The sequence below is a fragment of the Alteromonas sp. 38 genome (genome assembly GCF_902506055.1).
Lineage (GTDB): Bacteria > Pseudomonadota > Gammaproteobacteria > Enterobacterales > Alteromonadaceae > Alteromonas > Alteromonas lipotrueae.
The window spans coordinates 4,302,793-4,323,636 of the sequence record NZ_LR733300.1 but is presented as its reverse complement, the minus strand read 5'-3'; the positions used below and the strand labels follow the sequence as shown (position 1 = coordinate 4,323,636).

Sequence of the window (20,844 nt, the reverse complement as noted above, 5' to 3'; positions counted from 1 at the left end):
TTATGACTATCATTCGCAAAACCTTAGCTAGTGTACTTTTTCATGGTGTACTTTTAAGTAGCACAATGTTGGCGTTTACTGCGCATGCGGGCGAGAAAATAGACCGCGTACTTGATGCCCCAAATAACGTTAAAATTGATATAGAGCACGTCAACGGTGACGCTGAAATTAGAGGTTGGGATAAACCTCAAGTACACGTTACCGGTGAACTGGGTGAAAACACCGATGAGTTTATATTCGAACAACGTGGCAATGTTATCGTTATTCATGTTGAAGTGGAGCGTAGCGGCAAGCACTGGTGGAAAAACAAAGATGAAGGCGATGACCTGATTATTTTTGTGCCCAAATCCAGCGACGTTAACTACACCGCGATTAATGCTGATGTGCAAATAAACGACATTATCCAAAGTGTTAATGTTGAAGTGGTAAACGGAGATGTAGACCTAACCGACATTGGAAATCGGGTTAAAGTAGAGTCGGTAAACGGTGACATTGTGTTAAATAATGTTAAAGGAAAACTGGATATTGAAACGGTAAATGGCGATGTAGAAGCCGTTCATTCAGGTAAGGAAGGTGTGTCTTTCGTTGCCGTTAATGGTGACCTAAGATTAAGTACATCCAGTCCTGACGTAGCTGTGGAAACGGTTAATGGTGGCATAGATTTAACCCTAGAGAAGATAGACTCTCTTAGTGTGACCACCGTGAATGGTACCACGAATGCGCGCCTGCATTTAAATGAAAACGGGCGACTGAAAGCCAGTTCAGTAGGCGGAGAGTTACGTTTTAATCTTCAACCTAAAGTATCTGCACAATTTGATATTGAGACCCATGCAGGTGGCAAGATTATTAATAACGTTAGTAGCGATGCGGTTAAAAAACCAAAATACGGCCCCAGCAGCTGGCTGCGATTTATCAATAATGGTGGTTCTGCGAGTGTTGATATCTCAACGGTAAATGGGCGTATTACCATAGATACTCAGTAGCAACAGCAGCCGAGGGAAGCAAAGCATTGGCGTTTTTGCTTGAAATAAGCACTAACGCCCCCATATATAAATTAAGTTAAGGCAGATTAGTACCAGATTGCGACAGGGTGCTAATCCATATTGCGCATAATTAATACGCAATTGATCTGCCTGCCGCAGTTTTGTGTCTATTTACCCCACGCTAGTGAACGTAACGAATCTCCCCACGTCAAAATAGCAACGTCGATATCCGCAAATAGCGCTAAATTATCAATAATTAGGGAAAGAGCTTTGAATATTCTTAGCCATTTAAAACGCTTTTGGCGCTTTCACGGTCTGATAGCCGGTGCAATAAGCATTAGCGTATTAACATTAGGGTGCGCAGTACAAGATCCTGTTTTCTTTGAAGGCACATGGGTGGTAACCCAAGTTTACCAGCCAGGTATCTCAGCACACAGCGCTACAGAAGCTAACGACGTGTTAGGTAGTTCGTTGGTTTACCATTCAGATGGTGCACATTTAAATCAGCAGGCATGTGAATTACCCGAGTATACCGAGAAGAAAATTGATTCTGACGAAATAGCCGCTAGTTTTAAAATAGAGGGAAATGCGTTAGGTTTCGACGAAGGGAAAATCTCGCAGGTCGAGCTTTCTTGTGCAAATGGCCCGCAGGCGTTAGGCTCAGTGCTGCTGTTTCAAGAGCATAATGTTGCTTATACCGTTTTTGACGGCACCTTTTTTCGCATTGAAAAAACGCTCTAAGATAACCATCTTGGGGTGAAGTTGTTGGAAGAGCCCTTACAAGACAAGCGCTTCACAAACGTTAGGATTTCGCTAGTCGTTAATAATTTTTGTTAACCTTCATTTATGATCCCTTCCTCCATTGTTCAACGTTGCGCAAAAGCGCATAATAGTGAGCCGTGCTTCAAGTAAACAGAGTAGGTAGTGTAAGTGGTATCCCCTCCAAAAGGCGATAATAATGTAGAGAAGTTGAAAGTTCCCCCTCATAGTATTGAGGCAGAACAGTCTGTTCTTGGCAGTATGCTTATTGATCCAGAAAGTTGGGACAAAGTAGCGGAGCTTGTTACCGATACCGATTTTTACAACCGCTCGCATCAAACCATATATAGCGCCATAACTCGTTTATTAAACAGAAGCGCACCGGTCGACCTCATCACGGTTTCTGAAGAGCTTGAAAAGCACGATGAACTTGAAAATGCAGGTGGCTTTGCTTATCTCGGAGAGCTCGCAAAAAATACGCCAAGTTCTGCGAATGTGGTGTCATATGCGCAAATTATCAGTGAACGTGCAATTACACGTGAGCTTATCGGTGTAGCCCATGAAATCGCAGAAGTTGGATATAACCCCGAGGGTCGTGACAGCGCTGATATTCTCGACTTAGCGGAAAGCAAAGTATTTGAAATAGCAGAGCGTCGCACCGGCGAAAATGAAGGCCCCCGTGATGTAGAAGCGGTTTTAGGTAAGACCATTGACCGTCTTGAAGTCTTGGTTAAAACCAACAAAGAAGTAACCGGTGTTACTACAGGTTTCACGGACTTAGATAAAAAGACCAGTGGTTTACAGCCCTCAGACCTTATTATTGTTGCGGCGCGTCCCTCAATGGGTAAAACCACCTTTGCGATGAACTTGGTTGAAAATGCCATGATGTCCGAGGAAAAGCCGGTTTTAGTGTTTAGTTTAGAGATGCCCTCTGAACAAATCATGATGCGTATGCTGGCGTCACTTAGTCGAGTGGATCAAACCAAAATTCGTACCGCTCAGTTAGATGACGAAGATTGGGCGCGTATCTCTAACACCATGGCGATGCTCAAAGACAAAGACAGATTATTTGTTGATGATTCATCTGGCCTTACGCCCATGGATGTGAGAAGCCGTGCGCGTAAACTCGCTCGCGAACGTGGTGGTATAAGCTTGATCATGATTGATTACCTTCAACTTATGCGTGTGCCCTCACTAAGTGACAACAGAACCTTGGAAATTGCTGAAATTTCTCGCTCACTCAAAGCATTAGCAAAAGAATTAGAAGTGCCAGTAGTTGCCCTATCGCAGCTTAACCGAAGTCTAGAGCAACGAGCAGATAAACGCCCAGTAAACTCAGACTTGCGTGAATCTGGCTCTATCGAGCAGGATGCCGACCTTATTATGTTTATCTATCGTGATGAGGTTTATCATGAGAACAGTGAAGAGAAAGGCGTAGCAGAGATTATTATAGGTAAACAGCGTAATGGTCCTATCGGAACCAGTCGCCTTACGTTCCAAGGCCAGTTCTCTCGTTTTGACAATTATGCCGGCCCAGCAATGCCTGACGAATATTAACCAAGTATAAACGTTTGCTGTCGATGAATGGCAACAAGGTTAATTGTTGAAAAGAAAAGAAAAGAAAAGAAAAGAAAAGAAAAAAGCAATAAAAAAGGCGCCATTAGGCGCCTTTTTTTGTGTCTGAAAGAAGCTTACTTCTCTTCAGGAACCTTAACAGTATCTTTAACAGTCACAGAGATGCGACGGTTAACACGATGTGCTTCGGCATTTTTAGCTGTATCTAGTAAACGAGTCTCACCGTAACCAACAGTTTCTAAACGGCTAGCATCGATATCGTACATGTCTACCATTACTTCTTTGAAAGATGCAGCACGGTCTTCAGAAAGATCCATGTTGTATGCTTCAGAACCTGGTGCAGAAGTGTGACCTTCAATTACTGCAGTAGTGTTAGTGTACTGCTTCATGAATTCAGCGAATTCAGAGATTTCTGGGTCACGAGGTGCTTTAACAACAGAACTTTCATTGTCGAAAAGAACGCGTAGTGTAATTTCTACCGTTTCTTCGTCAAATACTGTACAACCTTTAGCGTCAACTTTAACGCCAGCAGCTGTGTCTGGGCACATGTCTTTCGCATCTACAACGCCGTCGTTGTCAGCATCTTTAAGTGCACAACCTTTAGCATCAACAGTAGTACCTGCTGGCGTGTTAGGGCACTGATCTACACTGTTAAGTACGCCATCGTTGTCGTTATCCACGCTACAACCCGTTGCGTCAACACGAACACCAGCTGGTGTCATAGGGCACTGATCACGGCTGTCGATTACACCATCGTTGTCTGCGTCTTTTGGCGCAGAAGGTGTAGATTTACCGAAAGGAATAGCTAAACCAAGTTTCACACTGTAGTCGTTATAGTCTTCACCAAAGTCATGGTAAGTAGCAATCTCTGTAACAATCTTAACAGACTCAGAGATATCCCAGTGTTTACCAATACCGATGTTACCTAGTGTGGTTGACTCGCCGACTGATTGGCGTTTAACACCACCGAATAAGTACCATGCATCGTTAGGCATGAAATAAAGTGCATCTACACCTACCATTTCGCCATCATCGCTAGAACCACCAACGTAGTCTAGTTCTAGAGCCGTAAATTCAACACGTGCTGCCCAGCTTTGAGTGAAACGGAAACCGTATTCGAATGATACGCCTTGACCGTCATCTAGCACTTCAGTAGTAGGACGTTCAACGTCAGTGTTGTAATACAGACCAGAAATACCAAACCAGTTTTTGTACTCTGGCTCAGAAGAATCTTGTGCAAAGGCAGTTGATGAAAGTACGGCAAGCGAAAGCGCCGCTAATTTAAAGTGTTTTTTCATAGTCACATCCTGTTAAACGTTGAGTGATTATCGATTTATGATAATTCTAGCTTGTGCTTAGTTGTTCTAAGCAATTAATATGCCGCTTTGTTATATAGGCGATGTCGCTAGCCCTTGTAATGTGGCAATAATCGTTCGTTGGCCGCCAATATCTCGGTGCTCGCCTAGCATGATGCCCTGCCAAGTACCAAGTTGTAGCCTCCCTTTTTCCACCGGTATTGAAACCTGACACCCCAATAAACTTGATTTCAAGTGAGCTGGCATATCATCACTACCTTCGTAAGTATGCCGGAAAAAGGGCAAGTTTTCTTTTACACTATAGTTAAAGAAGGCCTCCATATCCGACCTAACAGTCGGATCTGCATTTTCATTTATTGTTAAGCTAGCACTGGTGTGTTTCAGCCATAAATGAAGAAGGCCTACCTCCATACTTTCCAGCATGGGCAAAGCGTTAATTATATACTCTGTTATTAAATGAAAGCCACGAGGAAATTCAGGTAATGTAATTTTTTCAGAGTACCAGGAATTATTTGTCAAAGCAGATCTCTAAGTGCGCCAATCCTTCATCGCACATAAATGGAAGGATGATTTTCGCGCCGCTGACCTGATGGCTAATGGTGTGCTGCTTACCAGACACAACAATTGGTGTCGCCATTCCAAATTCAAAACCGCGATCTGCAAGGTCGCGTTTTGCATTTCCGCATATCATGTTGGTGACTTCACCAACCATATCCCCAACCTCTGCATCGAGTTTTTCAGGGCGTTCTCCAACCATGCGCTCCATAATTGTTAGCGCTAACGACTCTTCGAAGGTAATAGACATAGAGCCACGTACGTTAGGGCCCACCATACCAATTAATCCAGATACATCACCTTTAGCTACTTCACCTTGCTTACGCTTAGGTTTACCTGGAGTAAGCTTGGTTTGCGCCATGGTTTCTAACACATTGAGTAAACCCGAGATAAACGGATTAACGAACTCAGCATTCATGGGAGTGCTCCTTTGCAACGGTATTTTCCGTTTGTTGACAATCAGCACAAAGACCATGCGCCTCTATTGTTTGTTTAGATACTTTGAAGCCATTGGCCTCTGCCTGACTATCTAATGTTTCTTTCAAACCTTCAGACTGTATCTCTGCAACGTCACCACAACTGTCGCAAATAAGAAACTGTACAGGATGGTTACAACCAAAATGATAACAGGCGACAAATGCATTGGTCGACTCAAGACGGTGAATAAAACCGAAATCGAGTAAAAAATCAAGCGCTCGGTATACGGTGGCAGGTTTTGCACCGGACTCTGTCTCTTTTAGCGCATCTAATAATTCATAGGCCCCCATTGGACCATGCTTAGCGACTAATATTTCGTACACTTTCTCTCTAAGAGGGGTAAATCTAGCGCCTCTTTGCTCGCAGTATGCGCGAGCTTTGTGGATAAGCGTGGCTTTATTCATTTATTGTTACCGTGGCTATTTTACTAATTATATTGATAATGACGTCATTAATGACAGATGTTCGCCTACTTTACTTACTCTACATTGGCGTACATGTGTGCGATTAATTGATCCTCTAAAGCAAAGCGCTCTTCAAGAGTTTCACCAATATTCGCAAGCTCACTGTCAAAAACAGCAGCTTGTTCAATAGTAAGTGCCTCTGCGAATTTATCATTAAACTGTAGGGCTGAGTCGGTGGTTTGCGTAAGTTTTGGGTAAAGACGCTGTTTTAACGCTTTTCCTTCTACCTCATCGTCAACCAACATATCAAAGACCTCGAAGTGCCCAGCGGAAAGGTAATCCATTAGGTTTTCACAAAAATTAGCAATGTCATTTGCCTCAGGCAATGACTCGCCTTGCTGGTCTAAACCGGCTAAGTGACAATAGGACACAAGCAGTGACTGTCTGGCTAACAGCCAATTATCGACAGTGTCACTTTTACCGCCCCATTTTACTTTTACCTTCTCTAACTGCTGTAACATTTCATGATCCTTTCAATCAGCGCTTGTTCTAATTCAGCGCCTGTTATTTACCAGCATTTTAACCTAGTATAACACTCAGCCTATACGACACAAATTGAACCCACTGAGTTGTCGTAATTAAATATATGTTACCTTACCTTGTATATCTTTAATGGGTGGATGACAGTTTTATGATGATAAAGCGTAGTGACAGTGAAATCGAGACTGAAATCGGGCAGTGGATCATTTTTACCAAAGGTCGGATAGTCATTCGTAAGGGCGAAATAAACGTTCCTTTAGCGCATATCAATGAGTTTACCTTTCTCGAAAATTATCGCGAAGAGGTTCATCAACTCCCTCCATTGCACGAATCTGCTCAGAGAAACGAACCTGTCTTTGTTGTAGATCTTGGCGCTGAAACGATAGAAGATGAACAATGGGAGTCGGTTTCGTTACGGCAATTATTGTTCGAGCAACAAGATATTGGTTTTTCAGTCATAGGTCGCGCTTGGCAATATGTCCATTTTTTAAGAACTCATCAGTTCTGTGGGCAATGTGGTTCGCACACCGAAAGAGTAAATTGGGAAATGGCAGTACATTGCCATCGGTGCCATCACAGAAGTTATCCTCGCGTATCGCCATGCATTATTGTTTCAATTCACAACAATGAAAAGCTGCTACTGGCAAAAGGCGTCAGGCATAAAGAAGCGAATATGTATTCTACCCTTGCTGGATTTGTAGAAAGTGGCGAAAGCTTAGAAGAAGCCGTCCATCGGGAAGTATTCGAAGAAGTAGGGGTAAAAGTAAAGAACCTACGTTACATCGATAGCCAGCCTTGGCCATTTCCACACTCAATAATGGTTGGATTTATTGCTGAGTATGAAAGTGGTGAAATTCGGTGTCAAGAAAACGAAATTGATGATGCACAGTGGTTTAGCGTTGATGCATTGCCAACTATTCCACCGCCATTCTCGATTGCAGGCCAGCTCATCGCTAAAACACTGTCGCAATTAGAAGACAAATAAAAAACCCTGCCGAAGCAGGGTTTCAATGAGTTTAGCACGGTCCCTTTGCGGGCTTCTTTCTCGTTGCTGTATATATTAGTAGCAAACACTTACTATTAGTGCAAGCCCCTTTTTCAAGTATTGTTCGTCGCAATATTAGGCATAAGTGTCGCAAGTTGCCAAATTACGACAGCTTTTTAGCACAAAAGGAAATGAATACTGGTATAATTTCGCCGTTTTATTTTTCTAATTTCAGGTGAACATATGTCGCAAAAAGCTACCAGTGCTGCTAAACCCGCTTTAAAGAATGATCGTTACCTACGGGCGTTATCAAAGCAACCTGTCGATGTCACGCCTGTATGGATGATGCGACAAGCTGGTCGCTATTTACCTGAATACAAAGCAACTCGTGCTGTTGCTGGCGACTTTATGTCTTTATGCAAAAATGCCGAGCTTGCCTGTGAGGTTACCTTACAGCCTCTTCGTCGTTTTCCCTTAGATGCTGCTATTTTATTTTCAGACATCCTAACGATTCCAGATGCGATGGGCTTAGAGCTCTATTTTGAAACGGGGGAAGGTCCGCGATTCAAAAAACCGATCACCTGCAAAGCTGACGTAGATAAAATTGGTTTGCCAGACCCAGAAGGCGAACTGCAGTATGTAATGAATGCAGTGCGCACCATCCGCCGTGAACTGAATGGCGACGTGCCTTTAATTGGTTTCTCTGGCAGCCCATGGACACTTGCTACCTATATGGTAGAAGGTGGCTCTAGTAAAGCCTTCACTAAAATCAAAAAAATGGCGTTTGCTGAACCGGCGATATTGCATGCTTTATTAGAGAAACTGGCCGATTCCGTAACGGAATACCTGAATGCCCAAATAGCAGCAGGTGCACAATCAGTCATGATTTTCGATACATGGGGCGGTGTGTTGTCACCACGAGACTATAAAGACTTTTCATTGCAATATATGGCGCGTATTGTTGATGGACTTACCCGTGAAGCCGATGGCAGAAAAGTACCGGTTACTTTGTTTACCAAGAACGGTGGCATGTGGTTAGAGTCTATTGCTGCTACTGGTTGCGATGCAGTCGGCCTTGATTGGACTATTGATATTGCAGAAGCTCGTGCGCGCATTGGCGACAAAGTAGCGTTACAAGGCAATATGGACCCTTCCATGCTTTATGCCTCACCAGAAAGAATTCGTGAAGAAGTGGGCACTATCTTATCGGGCTATGGCGAAGGTTCTGGCCATGTATTCAATCTAGGCCACGGTATTCACTTAGATGTACCACCAGAAAATGCAGGTGTGTTTGTGAATTCAGTTCACGAACTCAGTGCGCCTTATCATAAGTAGTTATATGTGTAGCTATATCAGTAGCTACGATTCGCCAACAAGCTGGTAAGGAAATCATGAAACCCTGGGTTGTTATTGTACTCATCCTCTTTATTGCCGTGACAGGTTATCAGTTCGGCTTTTACCACGGAAAGTTGGCAAGTTCCAACGTGGAGAAAGAGCGCTTGAATACTGTGCTGGAGCGTTCGCGTACCACTGCAAGTAGCAATCTCAGGGTGATTAAAGCCACCCCTCAAATGTCTGGCGAATCAAACATTCAGACCCCAGAAAACAGTCACAATTTTGCTATGAATGAAGGCCTATCAGACTTTCAGGTTCAAAACGAAATAACGGAATTTTTAGCGTTTCACCCGAGTGGGCAAAAACTGACCCTGAATACGTTTCAATGCACGCAATCCGAATGTGAGTTTACTGGGGAATATTTAGGCAGTCATGCGGGCTTCGAGCAAATGCTTATCGACTTGAAAGCCCAGTCGTGGTGGCAATTTGGTGAAATGCTTGAAGTAAGTAATATTGAAGAGGGAAACACCCAAGTTGGTGTTAAGTTTTCATCTAGGTCCGTGCTCATCAGCGATGCAACTACCTAGTAGATTTTAATATAACCTGCTTTATTTAACCAGTACCTTCGTGCTTAAGCGTCTCTTGGTAACCCTTTCTCTACTGCTCTGGTTAATCTTTTTTGTTGTCTATTGGCCTTCTCTTCGAACGCTACGCCTGCTTTCTTATTCTCTTGTTGTGCTAACGCCCACAAAATGTGCCGATCCACTTTATCGCTTACCTTTCCAAGGTTTGTCTGAAGGGCGTTAACAGTTTGTGCACTATAATTGGCGTTGCCCAGTGCAACGGCAATATTACGTTGCCATTTTTCAAACCCAATTCGGCGAATGGGGGAACCTTCGGTATTGGTCAAAAAGGTTGCTTCATCCCATGAAAAAAGCGTGGTTAGGCTTTGCCCATGCAATACCTTTCTTGGGTGAAAGTCTTCTTCTTCAGTAATATTGGCATAACGATTCCACGGGCAAATTAGCTGACAATCGTCACAACCATAAATTCGATTTCCCATTAAGGGGCGAAGGTCCTCGGGAATATCCTTGTCTGATTCAATAGTAAGATAGGAAATACAACGTCGAGCATCCACTTTATAAGGAGCGACAATGGCATTAGTAGGGCAGATTGTTAAACATGCTGTACATGTACCACAGCCTTCTTCTACTGGTGAATCAACGGGTAAAGGTAAGTTGATAAAAAGCTCACCTAAAAAGAACCAAGACCCCGCTTCTTTGTTAATGGTTAAGCTGTGCTTCCCTGTCCAGCCTATGCCGGCCTTCTCAGCAATTGCGTGCTCTAAAACAGGCGCTGAATCTACAAACGGCCGGTATTCCGTGTTGCTCAGCGCGGTGGTAATTTTATCACCTAGTTGCTTTAGGCGTTTTCGCAGCACCTTATGATAATCACGGCCGAGTGCATATCGACTGATATATCCTGTGTCTGATTGGCTTAAATGTTTTGCAAATGAAGCATCTGGAGGGAGATAGTTCATTCGCACACTAATAACCCGCAGTGTGCCCGGCACAAGTTCATCGGGGCGAGCCCGTTTCATGCCATGGTTAGCCATAAAGGCCATGTCACCGTGATAGCCGTTCTCTAACCATTCGGTTAAATAGGCTTCATGCTGATGTAAATCAATGTCGCTAATGCCAACTTGCTGAAAGCCTAGCGCGCGGCCCCAAGCCTTGATATCTTGGGTCAATTGAATTAGGTCGATAGAATTAATAGTGGACATGTACTTATGCTAGATACTCAACTCACCTCAAGTTTATCATACAAACTGTTTCGGGCCGATCAGGTCAGAGAAAATGAAGCCGAAGCGGCTGCTCAGTCTGGCTGTGATATGTTCACGTTAATGCAACGCGCCGGTGGTGCGGTATTTGAACAATGCCAAAGCTTATTCGCAAATTCTGACGTGTATTTAGTCTTACTAGGTCAAGGTAACAATGCTGGCGACGGTTACATTACCGCACTAAAGGCGAAAAAAGCGGGTAAAAAAGTACATGTATGCGCCATTGAGCCTGATCGTGTTTTGGAAGGCGATGCGGGCAAAGCACAGCAGCAATGGATAGATGCTGGCGGAAATATAAAACCTTTCGATGATTCCTTGATTGAAAAAGCAGACGTGGTAATCGATGCGCTATTAGGTACAGGAATTAACAGCTACATTCGCAATGAGTTCGCCGACGTTATCGATGCCATCAATGAATCATCAACTCCTGTGGTAAGTATCGACGTACCATCAGGATTAGACGCGAACACAGGTCAAAGTTTAGGGCGCTGTGTGCAAGCTGATGTCACTGTCACCTTTGTGGGAATAAAGCCTGGTTTGGTCACAGGGGCTGGTAAACAGTCTTGCGGAAAGCTGGTGTACGCTGATTTAGGCATAGGTAAAGCTTTTCAAACTTTAGCGAAAGCCAGTGCAACCTTATTGAATATTGAGCATTTCAAGGGCATGGGGCCTCGCGATGTTCACAGCCATAAAGGTACCTATGGCAGGTTGCTGTGTGTGGGCGGAAATCGCGGAACGGCGGGTGCTATTAGGCTGGCTGGAGAGGCAGCCCTTAGAAGTGGTGCCGGTATGGTACGAGTTTATACCCATGAGGCCTCTACTATCCAAGTAAGCGCAGGTCGCCCTGAATTGATGGTGACATCAAGCCATTTAGATGATGCCCTAGCGTGGGCGTCATGCGTAGTGATAGGTCCTGGGCTTGGTCAAGATGAATGGTCACAAAGTGTATTCGCTGCTGTACTCAAACACTGTCAAAGTGAGAATAAACCTATTGTCATCGATGCTGACGCGCTAAACCTTTTATGCAAACAGTCAACCGCATTCACACTAGAACACTGCGTGCTGACCCCTCACGCGGGAGAGGCAGGTCGACTGCTGGGTGTGTCGGTTGAAGATGTAGAAAGCGACCGTTTTAATTACGCCAGACAATGTTCACAGCGCTACCATGCGGTATGTGTTTTAAAAGGGGCTGGTACGCTTATCGACAACGAAAAGAAAACATGGGTTTGCCGCCATGGTAACCCTGGCATGGCAACGGCGGGCAGCGGTGATGTACTAAGCGGCATATTAGGGGCGCTTATGGCACAAGGCCTTAGTGTTGATATTGCCGCTAAGTACGGCGTGGTGCTCCATGCTAAAGCGGGCGATGATATTGCCCAGCTTTATGGACAACGTGGTATGATAGCCAGTGATCTATTTGATGCAGTACGTGCATTAATTAATCAGTAAATCTGTTGGCATAGGCTGGTTTGGGCTTAATGCCGATATCAGCCTTTTAGTTTGATTATGTGGAACGTTAAAAAGATGTCTTACCCACACTCTTCATTTTTTGCTGCAACGCCTGAAGATACGTCAGCAATGGCAAAGGATCTGGCGAATGCTGTAGCGGCTCAACAGCCAATAGATGCCATTATATTTTTAAACGGTGACTTGGGCGCAGGAAAGACCACCTTCAGCCGGTATTTCATTCAAGCACTAGGGCATGACGGAAATGTAAAAAGTCCGACGTATACCTTGGTGGAACCTTACGAATTAGAAAATGTCTCAATATATCATTTCGACCTGTATCGTTTATCCGACCCAGAAGAGCTTGAGTTCATGGGGATTCGAGATTATTTCGGCACAGGAAACATTGCCCTTATAGAATGGTCAGAAAATGGCGCTGAATACTTGGCATCGCCAGATATAGTGATTAGTATAAATATTGTGCCAACTGGTCGTCAGTTCAGTGTTGAAGCGACAAGCGTGAAAGGCGCAAAGATATTGCAAGGTTGTAAAACGCTATAAATAGTGAGCTGTGATAAACAATAACGACTATAAGCTTGTGGCAACAAGCAAAATAAAGGCGAAGCATGGTACGTAAAATTCTATCGGTTATGTGCATTTGGGTTGTAGTGCAAACTGTCCATGCAGCCCAAAATCAAATTGATGGGCTAAGAATTTGGCCATCGCTAGACAACACGCGAATTGTTCTCGATATGTCGTCTGCGCCTGAATTCACCTACTTCCCCCTTAAAAACCCACATCGCTTAGTTATCGATTTATCGAATACGAGTGATAGCAAGGTGTTATCGCTTCAATCTGAGTCTGGCGATTTAGTGCGCAAGGTACGCTATTCAACACCGAAAAATAAACATTCTGCGCGGGTAGTAATTGAGTTAAACCGTGCGGCCTCGCCGTCTTTGTTTGCCATGACGCCCACTAAACCCTACGGGCATAGGCTAGTCATTGATTTGAAAGACAGTGGTGCGCCAGCTGCGAGTTTAAGCAGTTCAAATACTTCCGCATCTAGCAAGTCACCGTCAAATAGCTCAACCTCCTCTGTCGTAATGGATGGCTCGAGTAGCCATCGAAATCGGGATATTATTGTGGCCATCGATGCGGGCCATGGCGGTGAGGACCCTGGTTCCATAGGGCCTGCCGGAACGTATGAAAAGCACATTACGCTAAGCATCGCCAAAAAACTTGAAGCCATGATTAATGGGGAGCGTGGTATGCGGGCCATAATGACTCGCAGTGGTGATTACTACGTATCGCCGAACAAACGTCCTGAGCTGGCTCGCAAGAAAAAAGCCGATTTATTGATATCTATTCACGCCGACGCATTTAGCCAACCACAACCCAAAGGTGGGTCTGTGTGGGTATTATCGATGCGCCGCGCTGATACAGAACTAGGTCGCTGGCTAGAAAAATCAGAGCGTCACTCTGAATTACTGGGTGGTGCCGCAGAAGTGATCAGCGACAAATCGAGTGAGCGTTATTTAGCGGAAACTATTCTTGGGCTGTCGATGGACCACAGTATGGCAACCAGCCATGATTTGGGCAACAAAGTGATTGAGGAAATGAAGCAGGTGACTTCTCTGCACAAGCGTTCACCTCAAGCGGCCAGCTTTGCTGTGCTTACAGCGCCAGATATTCCATCAATTTTGGTTGAAGTAGGGTTCATTTCTAACCCGCAAGAAGAGAAAAACCTTAACTGGGGTAAACATAGGGAAAAACTGGCGAAAGCCATGTTTACCGCAGCAAAACGCTATTTCAAACAAGTCCCCCCAGATGGTACATTATGGGCACTGGAACGTGCTGATAGTCGAACCCATACGGTAAGAAGTGGAGAGTCGCTTTCGCTTCTTGCTCAGCGCTACAATGTGAATGTTAGCCGCTTAAAAGCTGCCAATAATTTAAATAGTGATGTGGTGAGAATAGGGCAAATACTAACTATTCCAAGAACCTAGCATCACGTTAATCAATTTCTACCTACGAGTGTCTTTTGTCTATACAATTATTATCGCCACAATTGGCCAACCAGATTGCCGCAGGGGAAGTGGTTGAACGCCCTGCGTCAGTGGTTAAAGAGTTACTAGAAAATAGCCTAGATGCAGGCGCCGATAGAATTGAAATAGATATTGAGAAAGGTGGCCATAAACGCATTCGTCTTAAAGATAACGGCGGAGGCATTGCCAAAGATGAGTTGCAGCTTGCGCTTAGCCGTCACGCTACCAGTAAAATTTCAACATTAGATGATTTAGAGCGCATCTTATCATTAGGCTTTCGGGGCGAGGCCCTTGCTAGTATAAGTTCAGTTAGCCGTTTAACGTTAACCTCAAAAACCGAATCACAAAGCGAAGCGTGGCAAGCCTACTGTGAAGGCCGGGAAATGGCGGTTAATGTTCAGCCAGCCGCACACCCAAAAGGGACCACCATTGATGTGGCTGACCTTTTTTACAATACGCCGGCTAGGCGCAAGTTTCTGCGCGCCGAAAAAACGGAGTTTCAACATATTGAAGATGTGGTGAAGCGCATTGCCCTTAGTTATCCCCATGCTAGTTTTATTCTGAAACACAACGGTAAGACGACTAAGCGCTATATTGCCGATAAACACGGCTCACTTGCCCCTCGTATTGCCGCTGTAGTAGGGCAAAAGTTTATTGATAACACAGTGCATATCAATGTGGAATACGAAGGAATTACCATGAATGCGTGGCTAGGCAGCGAAGTAATGCTGCGTAGCAGTAACGATTGCCAGTTTAGCTTCGTAAACGGGCGCGGTATGCGAGATAAGTTAATTATGCACGCTATTAGGCAAGCTTACGAAAGTGTGTGGGGTGTACTAGAGCAGCCTTCATTTGTTGTTTATCTAACACTGGATCCAAAAGACGTGGATGTGAACGTACACCCGGCAAAGCATGAAGTTCGCTTTCAGCAAGGGCGCTTGGTACATGATTTTATTTGTAAGACAGTGTGTGATGCATTGCACTCAATTACTAATGAGCGTGAAACTCACCATCATGGTGAAGCTGAAAGCTGTGATGAACCTGTGAGATTTAATCCACCGCAACAAAGTCATGACTATATACGTCCTTTAAGTCATTCTCCGGCCTCGTCATCGCAATCAGGGGGGAGGGCCTCAGGTGGCAACGCTTTATCGGGGCATAGGCAATCGAAAGCACCAACTGCAGCTTATCAATCTAACTTTAATCGATTAATGACGCCAAATAGCGACACGCCAGCATCAAACGGTCGTGAGCAAAGTCAGCATCTTACACTAAACTCATATTGTAGAATTTACGTACATAATGAAAATGTTTACCTGCTGGACGTAAAATCTTTCGCGAACGTGTATTTACAAAATGTATTTGAAACAGCTGAACATTCACAACCTTTGTTAATGCCAGTGGCGCTTGAAGTTGCCCACGTTGAGCCTGAAAAAATTGCGGCACTTAACGCTCTTAACTTTGAAATTAATCAAGTGGCGGGTAAATACCGATTGCAGCAAGTCCCCGCGGGTACTAGGCACTTCCCATGGATACGTTGGTTTGAAAGGCTGTTAGAGAGCGACGTTGTAAATGATGATAAACGCTATCAATTAGTTTCAACTGACGACCAAGATTTAGATGAAATGTTGTGCGAACAATTATGGCACTGGTTGGATGAGAGAAACGACGTGAAACAATGGGAATATATAGAGCGATTTGGTAAAGTGCGCTCCCTAGAGAGCCTGCTTTCATCATGGGGAAATAACCATGGTTGATGGCATAAAATCTGCATCGAACCAGTATCAGTCTCAATTACCTGTTATTTCCATTATGGGGCCAACAGCGTCAGGCAAGACGGGTTTGTCACTGGCGCTAGCTGAAACAATGGACTGTGAAATTATCAGTGTTGATTCAGCATTGGTCTACACTGAAATGGATATAGGAACGGCGAAACCCACGGCTGCCGAGAAATCGTTAGTTCCCCACCACCTTATTGATATTATTGACCCCGCACAAAGTTACTCTGTCTCACAGTTTTGTAACGATGCGATTAGGCTTATAGAAGAAATTCATGGTCGAAATAGGGTACCAATATTGGCGGGGGGAACAATGATGTACTTTAATGCCTTGATAAATGGAATTTCGCCACTACCTAAGTCAGATGAAAAGATTCGCAGTGAAATCGCCAGTGAAGCAGAAGCTTCTGGTTGGCAAAAATTGCACGACGAGCTTTGCCGAGTGGATCCTATTAGTGGTGACAGAATTCACCCTAACGACCCTCAAAGATTGACCAGAGCATTAGAAGTATTTCGTGGAACGGGCAAAACGCTAACAGACTGGCAAAACGAGAAAGGCAGTCCTTGCCCCTACGATATTAGCCAATTTGCTATTGCTCCAAAAGATAGAAGCGTCTTACATGAGCGGATTGCCCAGCGATTCGACATGATGCTAGGCGATGGATTTGAACAAGAGGTTAAGCGACTGTTTGAACGGGGCGATCTTCATGAAGACCTCCCGTCAATTCGTTCGGTTGGCTATAGGCAAATGTGGCAATATTTAGAGGGCCAATTGTCCTATGAGCAAATGCGCGAAAGGGGCATCATTGCAACTAGGCAACTCGCTAAGCGTCAGCTTACGTGGCTTAGAGGGTGGGAAAACCTCACTTGGCTAGACACATTTTGTAAAGATAATTTGACTAAAATTACAGCGAAAGTCACACTCTAATAAGTTGAGTGTGGTATACATTAGACGTGCAGTGGCCGTGAGTAAGGGCCACGAATAATAAAAACTAAGGATATCAAATGGCTAAAGGGCAATCTTTACAAGACCCATTCTTAAATGCATTACGCAAGGAGCGTATTCCAGTATCTATTTATCTGGTAAACGGCATTAAATTACAGGGACAAGTTGAATCATTTGATCAGTTCGTGATTCTACTTAAAAATACAGTAAGCCAAATGGTGTATAAGCACGCTATTTCCACCGTTGTTCCCGCTCGTGCTATTACTATGCCGAGTGCTACAGGAGAATCTGAAAATACTAAAGCTGAATAAATTAAAAGGTAACGCGCTTGTTTGACCGTTATGAAGCCGGTGAACAGGCTGTACTAGTTCATGTTAATTTTACTGATGAAAACAGCAAAGAAGATTTAGCTGAGCTCGAATTGCTTGTGTCTTCTGCGGGTGTAAACGCGGTAGAAGTTATTACAACTTCGCGAAGTGCACCCCAAGCTAAATTCTTTGTGGGTTCGGGTAAAGCGGAAGAAATTGCAGCAGCAGTTAAAGCGCACGACGCTAATGTCGTAATCTTTAACCATAGTTTGTCGCCCTCTCAAGAGCGGAACTTAGAAGCGGTCTGCCAATGTAGAGTGCTAGATAGAACGGGGCTGATCCTCGATATATTTGCGCAAAGAGCAAGAACACATGAAGGTAAGCTTCAAGTTGAACTCGCTCAGCTGCGTCACATCTCTACCCGTCTTATTCGAGGTTGGACTCACTTAGAGCGTCAAAAAGGGGGTATAGGTTTGCGTGGGCCGGGTGAAACCCAGCTTGAAACTGACCGCCGATTACTCCGTGGGCGCATAAAAGCCATTCTTCGTCGTTTAGAAAAAGTACAAAAACAGCGCGAACAAGGACGTAGGTCTAGAAAGCGTGCTGAAATTCCCACAGTATCCTTAGTGGGCTATACCAATGCTGGTAAGTCTACCCTTTTCAATACTATTACCGATGCGCACGTGTATGCGGCAGACCAATTGTTTGCTACGTTAGACCCTACGCTTAGAAAAATAGATTTGAAAGACGTAGGCCCTGCCATTTTAGCCGATACGGTAGGCTTTATTAGGCATCTTCCACATGACCTCGTGGCGGCATTTAAAGCCACGCTTCAAGAAACCCAAGAAGCTGATCTCTTGCTTCATGTGGTGGATATTGCAGACGCGAAATATCGCGAAACCATTGATGAAGTGAACGCGGTATTGGAAGAAATAGACGCCAGCGAGATTCAACAATTACTAATATGTAATAAGATTGATAAACTAGATGACATAAACCCTCGTATTGAAAGAAACGAGGAAGGTGTTCCAACCCGAGTTTGGCTATCAGCACAAACCGGTGAAGGCACCGAATTGCTGGGGCAAGCGTTAACAGAATGCCTGAGCAAAAGTATGGTTAACTACACGCTTAAAATACCCCCAGCACAAAGTAGTCTGCGTGGTGTACTATTTGAATTGAATTGTATATCTAGCGAGGAATACGATAATCAAGGTGATTGGGTGGTAGATGTTCGAATGCCAATGGCAGATTGGAACAGGCTTGAAAAGCGTTTAGAAAACGGAATATCAGAGTATGTTGTGCGACATTAACCGCTGCTAAATTTTAGCACGGCAATGCATGCGAATTTCAAAAATAAAACTGTAATCTATGGAGTATCAGCATGGCTTGGAATGAGCCGGGTGGCAATAATAACGACCCGTGGAAAAATCGCGGCGGACGTGATCAAGGTCCACCCGATTTAGATGATGTATTCAAGAACTTATTCGGTAAGTTCGGAAAGTCTGGCGGCGGTAGCGGTGGCTCGGGTAAGAGCTTGGGCGGTATCGGTGCTGGTATTTTAATTGGCTTGGTAGTGATCATTTGGGCTGTAAGCGGTTTTTACACCATTCGTGAAGCTGAGCGAGGCGTAGTATTACGTTTCGGTGAGTACGCTAAGCAAGTTGAACCTGGATTACGTTGGGCACCAACGTTTATCGACAGAGTTATTCCTGTGGATGTGCAATCTATTCGCGACCAATCATCGTCAGGCTCTATGCTAACGGAAGACGAGAACGTGGTTAGCGTACAGATGGAAATGCAATTTCGCGTTGTAGATCCGTACCGCTGGACGTTTGCTGTCGAAAGCCCGGAAACGAGCTTAAGCCAGTCTTTAGACAGTGCGATTCGCTACGTAGTAGGCCATTCAACAATGGATGATGTGCTTACTGACGGTCGTGAAGTGGCTCGCCAACGTGTTTGGGAAGAGCTTCAAGCTATTATTGAACCTTACAACATGGGGGTGTCGATTATCGACATGAACTTCCGTGATGCACGCCCACCTGAGCAAGTGAAAGATGCATTTGATGATGCAATTTCAGCACAGGAAGATGAACAGCGTTTCATTCGAGAAGCCGAAGCCTACGCACGAGAGATTGAACCTCGCGCTCGTGGTCAAGTTAATCGTATGAACGAAGAAGCGCAGGCATATAAAGAGCGTGTAACGCTTGAAGCGCAGGGTGAAGTTGCTCGCTTTGAAGAGTTGCTACCTCAATACGAGAGAGCACCTGTAGTAACACGTGAACGTATCTACATCGAAACAATGGAAGAGGTACTAAGCAATACCAGCAAAATCCTTGTGGATAGTAAAGGTGGGAACAACATGATGTATCTTCCTTTAGATAAAATCATGGAACGCCAGCAAGGCAGTTCAACACCGCGTTCACGCAGCACCTTAGAAGGCTTACAAATGCCAGTGGCTGACGAAGGTCAAAACAGCCGTAATTCATCATCCACCTCTGGTGTGCGTGGTGACAGCTACAGAGAGGGGAGATAATCATGATGAAGAATTTAGCTATTGCAGTATTAGTACTTCTAGTGGTTCTTGCTTCGGGCTCTTTGTTCGTAGTAACTGAGGGCGAACGTGCCATTGTTATTCAATTTGGTAAAGTTCAACGAGATGATGCTACAGGTGATACAAAAGTATTTGAACCTGGTCTTCATTTCAAATTGCCATTCATTGACTCTGTTCGTCACTTAGACGCACGTGTACAAACGTTGGATGACACACCTGACCGTTTCGTTACCAGTGAAAAGAAAGACTTAATTGTTGATTCATACGTGAAATGGCGCATTGACGACTTTGCCCGTTATTACCTATCAACAGGTGGTAATAAGTTGCAAGCTGAAGCGCTATTGAAGCAAAAAGTGAATAACGGATTACGTTCTGAATTTGGTACTCGTACTATTGCACAGATTGTATCTGGTGAGCGCTCAGCATTAATGAACCAAGCAATGGAGCAGGCTTCAACGTCTTCTGATGAGCTTGGTATCGAAATTGTTGATGTACGTGTTAAGCAAATCAACCTACCTACGGAAGTGAGTAACTCAATCTTCCAACGTATGCGTGCTGAGCGTGCTGCAGTAGCAAGAGAACACCGTTCAGAAGGTCAAGAGCAAGCTGAAGTTATCCGCGCTGATATAGACGCAAAGGTAACGGTAATGCTTGCTGATGCTGAACGTAATGCTCGTCAGCTTAAAGGTGAAGGTGATGCCTTAGCAGCAGAAATTTATGCAGATGTTTATTCTAAAAATGCTGATTTTTACAGCTTCTTAAGAAGTATGGATGCATACAAAGCCAGCTTCAATAATAAGCAAGATGTGATGGTGATCGCGCCTGATAGCGACTTTTTCCGCTACATGAACGCATCTAAAGGTAATTAATACCTAACATCGTTTTTCTGTTAAAAAGCCAGTCTTTAGACTGGCTTTTTTGTGCCTGCTGTAAAGTGCATAATTAATTGAAATTTATAGGTTTTACTGAGTTTTTTCGGCGATTTACAAAGGTTTTAAATT

At 44.3% G+C, this 20,844-nt stretch carries 21 protein-coding genes; 15 read left to right on the top strand and 6 right to left on the bottom strand.

All coding sequences use genetic code 11. The features are described 5' to 3' along the window. Positions 1-2 precede the first annotated feature (2 nt). The 3 genes from FLAVO9R_RS18655 (at position 3) to dnaB (ending at position 3,299) form a co-directional block, all read left to right on the top strand. Positions 3-983: a DUF4097 family beta strand repeat-containing protein gene (locus FLAVO9R_RS18655; RefSeq protein WP_232370702.1), complete on the top strand. Its 981-nt coding sequence runs from the start codon at positions 3-5 to the stop codon at positions 981-983. 270 nt (positions 984-1,253) lie between these two features. Next, a complete protein-coding gene (locus tag FLAVO9R_RS18650) occupies positions 1,254-1,724 on the top strand; it encodes a hypothetical protein (RefSeq protein WP_159533753.1) in 471 nt (156 codons plus the stop codon). Positions 1,725-1,913: 189 nt separating this feature from the next. After that, positions 1,914-3,299 (top strand): replicative DNA helicase, encoded by a 1,386-nt coding sequence (gene dnaB, locus FLAVO9R_RS18645; protein ID WP_013786388.1) that lies wholly within the window; start codon positions 1,914-1,916, stop codon positions 3,297-3,299. Positions 3,300-3,433: 134 nt separating this feature from the next. Here dnaB and FLAVO9R_RS18640 read toward each other — a convergent pair whose 3' ends face one another. The 5 genes from FLAVO9R_RS18640 to rsd form a co-directional block, all read right to left on the bottom strand. Continuing rightward, positions 3,434-4,615 carry an OmpA family protein gene (locus FLAVO9R_RS18640; RefSeq protein WP_159533751.1) on the bottom strand — a complete coding sequence of 394 codons (1,182 nt, stop codon included), beginning with the start codon at positions 4,613-4,615 and terminating at the stop codon, positions 3,434-3,436. A 90-nt stretch (positions 4,616-4,705) separates the two neighbouring features. Beyond that, complete coding sequence (locus tag FLAVO9R_RS18635; protein ID WP_159533749.1) at positions 4,706-5,152, bottom strand: secondary thiamine-phosphate synthase enzyme YjbQ; 447 nt, start codon at positions 5,150-5,152, stop codon at positions 4,706-4,708. Continuing rightward, the gene (locus tag FLAVO9R_RS18630; RefSeq protein WP_159533747.1) at positions 5,142-5,606 is read right to left on the bottom strand and encodes a chemotaxis protein CheX; all 465 of its coding nucleotides are present in this window, start codon (positions 5,604-5,606) and stop codon (positions 5,142-5,144) included. Before FLAVO9R_RS18630 ends, FLAVO9R_RS18635 begins: the two co-directional genes overlap by 11 nt. Then, positions 5,596-6,069 (bottom strand): transcriptional repressor, encoded by a 474-nt coding sequence (locus FLAVO9R_RS18625; RefSeq protein ID WP_159533745.1) that lies wholly within the window; start codon positions 6,067-6,069, stop codon positions 5,596-5,598. Before FLAVO9R_RS18625 ends, FLAVO9R_RS18630 begins: the two co-directional genes overlap by 11 nt. Before the next feature lie 74 nt (positions 6,070-6,143). Beyond that, positions 6,144-6,590, bottom strand: a complete 447-nt coding sequence (gene rsd, locus FLAVO9R_RS18620; RefSeq protein WP_159533743.1) for a sigma D regulator — start codon at positions 6,588-6,590, stop codon at positions 6,144-6,146. A 170-nt stretch (positions 6,591-6,760) separates the two neighbouring features. Between rsd and nudC the strand changes: the two genes are divergently transcribed. From nudC to FLAVO9R_RS18605, 3 genes are all read left to right on the top strand, one after another. Beyond that, complete coding sequence (gene nudC / locus FLAVO9R_RS18615) at positions 6,761-7,594, top strand: NAD(+) diphosphatase (protein WP_159533741.1); 834 nt, start codon at positions 6,761-6,763, stop codon at positions 7,592-7,594. Between the two features lie 243 nt (positions 7,595-7,837). Then, positions 7,838-8,929 carry a uroporphyrinogen decarboxylase gene (gene hemE / locus FLAVO9R_RS18610; protein WP_013786381.1) on the top strand — a complete coding sequence of 364 codons (1,092 nt, stop codon included), beginning with the start codon at positions 7,838-7,840 and terminating at the stop codon, positions 8,927-8,929. Between the two features lie 56 nt (positions 8,930-8,985). Beyond that, on the top strand, positions 8,986-9,516 hold the full coding sequence (locus FLAVO9R_RS18605; RefSeq protein ID WP_159533739.1) for a hypothetical protein: 531 nt from the start codon (positions 8,986-8,988) through the stop codon (positions 9,514-9,516). Between the two features lie 44 nt (positions 9,517-9,560). On the opposite strand, the gene queG is transcribed toward FLAVO9R_RS18605, so the two are convergent. Next, positions 9,561-10,712, bottom strand: coding sequence for a tRNA epoxyqueuosine(34) reductase QueG (gene queG / locus FLAVO9R_RS18600; protein WP_159533737.1), 1,152 nt, complete (start codon positions 10,710-10,712; stop codon positions 9,561-9,563). 6 nt (positions 10,713-10,718) lie between these two features. On the opposite strand from queG, the gene FLAVO9R_RS18595 reads away from it, so the two are divergent. The 9 genes from FLAVO9R_RS18595 (at position 10,719) to hflC (ending at position 20,712) form a co-directional block, all read left to right on the top strand. Next, the gene (locus tag FLAVO9R_RS18595) at positions 10,719-12,218 is read left to right on the top strand and encodes an NAD(P)H-hydrate dehydratase (protein WP_159533735.1); all 1,500 of its coding nucleotides are present in this window, start codon (positions 10,719-10,721) and stop codon (positions 12,216-12,218) included. A 75-nt stretch (positions 12,219-12,293) separates the two neighbouring features. Then, the gene (gene tsaE, locus FLAVO9R_RS18590; protein WP_159533733.1) at positions 12,294-12,776 is read left to right on the top strand and encodes a tRNA (adenosine(37)-N6)-threonylcarbamoyltransferase complex ATPase subunit type 1 TsaE; all 483 of its coding nucleotides are present in this window, start codon (positions 12,294-12,296) and stop codon (positions 12,774-12,776) included. Between the two features lie 65 nt (positions 12,777-12,841). Further along, positions 12,842-14,221, top strand: coding sequence for an N-acetylmuramoyl-L-alanine amidase (locus tag FLAVO9R_RS18585; RefSeq protein WP_159533731.1), 1,380 nt, complete (start codon positions 12,842-12,844; stop codon positions 14,219-14,221). A gap of 35 nt (positions 14,222-14,256) precedes the next feature. Next, positions 14,257-16,017, top strand: coding sequence for a DNA mismatch repair endonuclease MutL (gene mutL / locus FLAVO9R_RS18580; protein ID WP_159533729.1), 1,761 nt, complete (start codon positions 14,257-14,259; stop codon positions 16,015-16,017). Beyond that, positions 16,010-16,966, top strand: coding sequence for a tRNA (adenosine(37)-N6)-dimethylallyltransferase MiaA (miaA, locus tag FLAVO9R_RS18575; RefSeq protein WP_159533727.1), 957 nt, complete (start codon positions 16,010-16,012; stop codon positions 16,964-16,966). Before mutL ends, miaA begins: the two co-directional genes overlap by 8 nt. Before the next feature lie 77 nt (positions 16,967-17,043). Next, positions 17,044-17,295: an RNA chaperone Hfq gene (gene hfq / locus FLAVO9R_RS18570; RefSeq protein ID WP_013786373.1), complete on the top strand. Its 252-nt coding sequence runs from the start codon at positions 17,044-17,046 to the stop codon at positions 17,293-17,295. 17 nt (positions 17,296-17,312) lie between these two features. After that, the gene (hflX, locus tag FLAVO9R_RS18565) at positions 17,313-18,602 is read left to right on the top strand and encodes a ribosome rescue GTPase HflX (protein WP_057795589.1); all 1,290 of its coding nucleotides are present in this window, start codon (positions 17,313-17,315) and stop codon (positions 18,600-18,602) included. 71 nt (positions 18,603-18,673) lie between these two features. Continuing rightward, a complete protein-coding gene (gene hflK, locus FLAVO9R_RS18560) occupies positions 18,674-19,825 on the top strand; it encodes an FtsH protease activity modulator HflK (protein ID WP_159533725.1) in 1,152 nt (383 codons plus the stop codon). Between the two features lie 5 nt (positions 19,826-19,830). Next, complete coding sequence (hflC, locus tag FLAVO9R_RS18555; protein ID WP_013786370.1) at positions 19,831-20,712, top strand: protease modulator HflC; 882 nt, start codon at positions 19,831-19,833, stop codon at positions 20,710-20,712. Positions 20,713-20,844 lie beyond the last annotated feature (132 nt).

Coding starts and splice junctions, on each gene's coding strand:
- miaA (WP_159533727.1), top strand. CDS start 16,010: ATGGTTGATGGCATAAAATCTGCATCGAACCAGTATCAGTCTCAATTA.
- FLAVO9R_RS18585 (WP_159533731.1), top strand. CDS start 12,842: ATGGTACGTAAAATTCTATCGGTTATGTGCATTTGGGTTGTAGTGCAA.
- hflK (WP_159533725.1), top strand. CDS start 18,674: ATGGCTTGGAATGAGCCGGGTGGCAATAATAACGACCCGTGGAAAAAT.
- nudC (WP_159533741.1), top strand. CDS start 6,761: ATGATGATAAAGCGTAGTGACAGTGAAATCGAGACTGAAATCGGGCAG.
- rsd (WP_159533743.1), bottom strand. CDS start 6,590: ATGTTACAGCAGTTAGAGAAGGTAAAAGTAAAATGGGGCGGTAAAAGT.
- FLAVO9R_RS18640 (WP_159533751.1), bottom strand. CDS start 4,615: ATGAAAAAACACTTTAAATTAGCGGCGCTTTCGCTTGCCGTACTTTCA.
- queG (WP_159533737.1), bottom strand. CDS start 10,712: ATGTCCACTATTAATTCTATCGACCTAATTCAATTGACCCAAGATATC.
- FLAVO9R_RS18605 (WP_159533739.1), top strand. CDS start 8,986: ATGAAACCCTGGGTTGTTATTGTACTCATCCTCTTTATTGCCGTGACA.
- FLAVO9R_RS18595 (WP_159533735.1), top strand. CDS start 10,719: ATGCTAGATACTCAACTCACCTCAAGTTTATCATACAAACTGTTTCGG.
- hflC (WP_013786370.1), top strand. CDS start 19,831: ATGAAGAATTTAGCTATTGCAGTATTAGTACTTCTAGTGGTTCTTGCT.
- FLAVO9R_RS18625 (WP_159533745.1), bottom strand. CDS start 6,069: ATGAATAAAGCCACGCTTATCCACAAAGCTCGCGCATACTGCGAGCAA.
- FLAVO9R_RS18630 (WP_159533747.1), bottom strand. CDS start 5,606: ATGAATGCTGAGTTCGTTAATCCGTTTATCTCGGGTTTACTCAATGTG.
- FLAVO9R_RS18655 (WP_232370702.1), top strand. CDS start 3: ATGACTATCATTCGCAAAACCTTAGCTAGTGTACTTTTTCATGGTGTA.
- hemE (WP_013786381.1), top strand. CDS start 7,838: ATGTCGCAAAAAGCTACCAGTGCTGCTAAACCCGCTTTAAAGAATGAT.
- tsaE (WP_159533733.1), top strand. CDS start 12,294: ATGTCTTACCCACACTCTTCATTTTTTGCTGCAACGCCTGAAGATACG.
- hfq (WP_013786373.1), top strand. CDS start 17,044: ATGGCTAAAGGGCAATCTTTACAAGACCCATTCTTAAATGCATTACGC.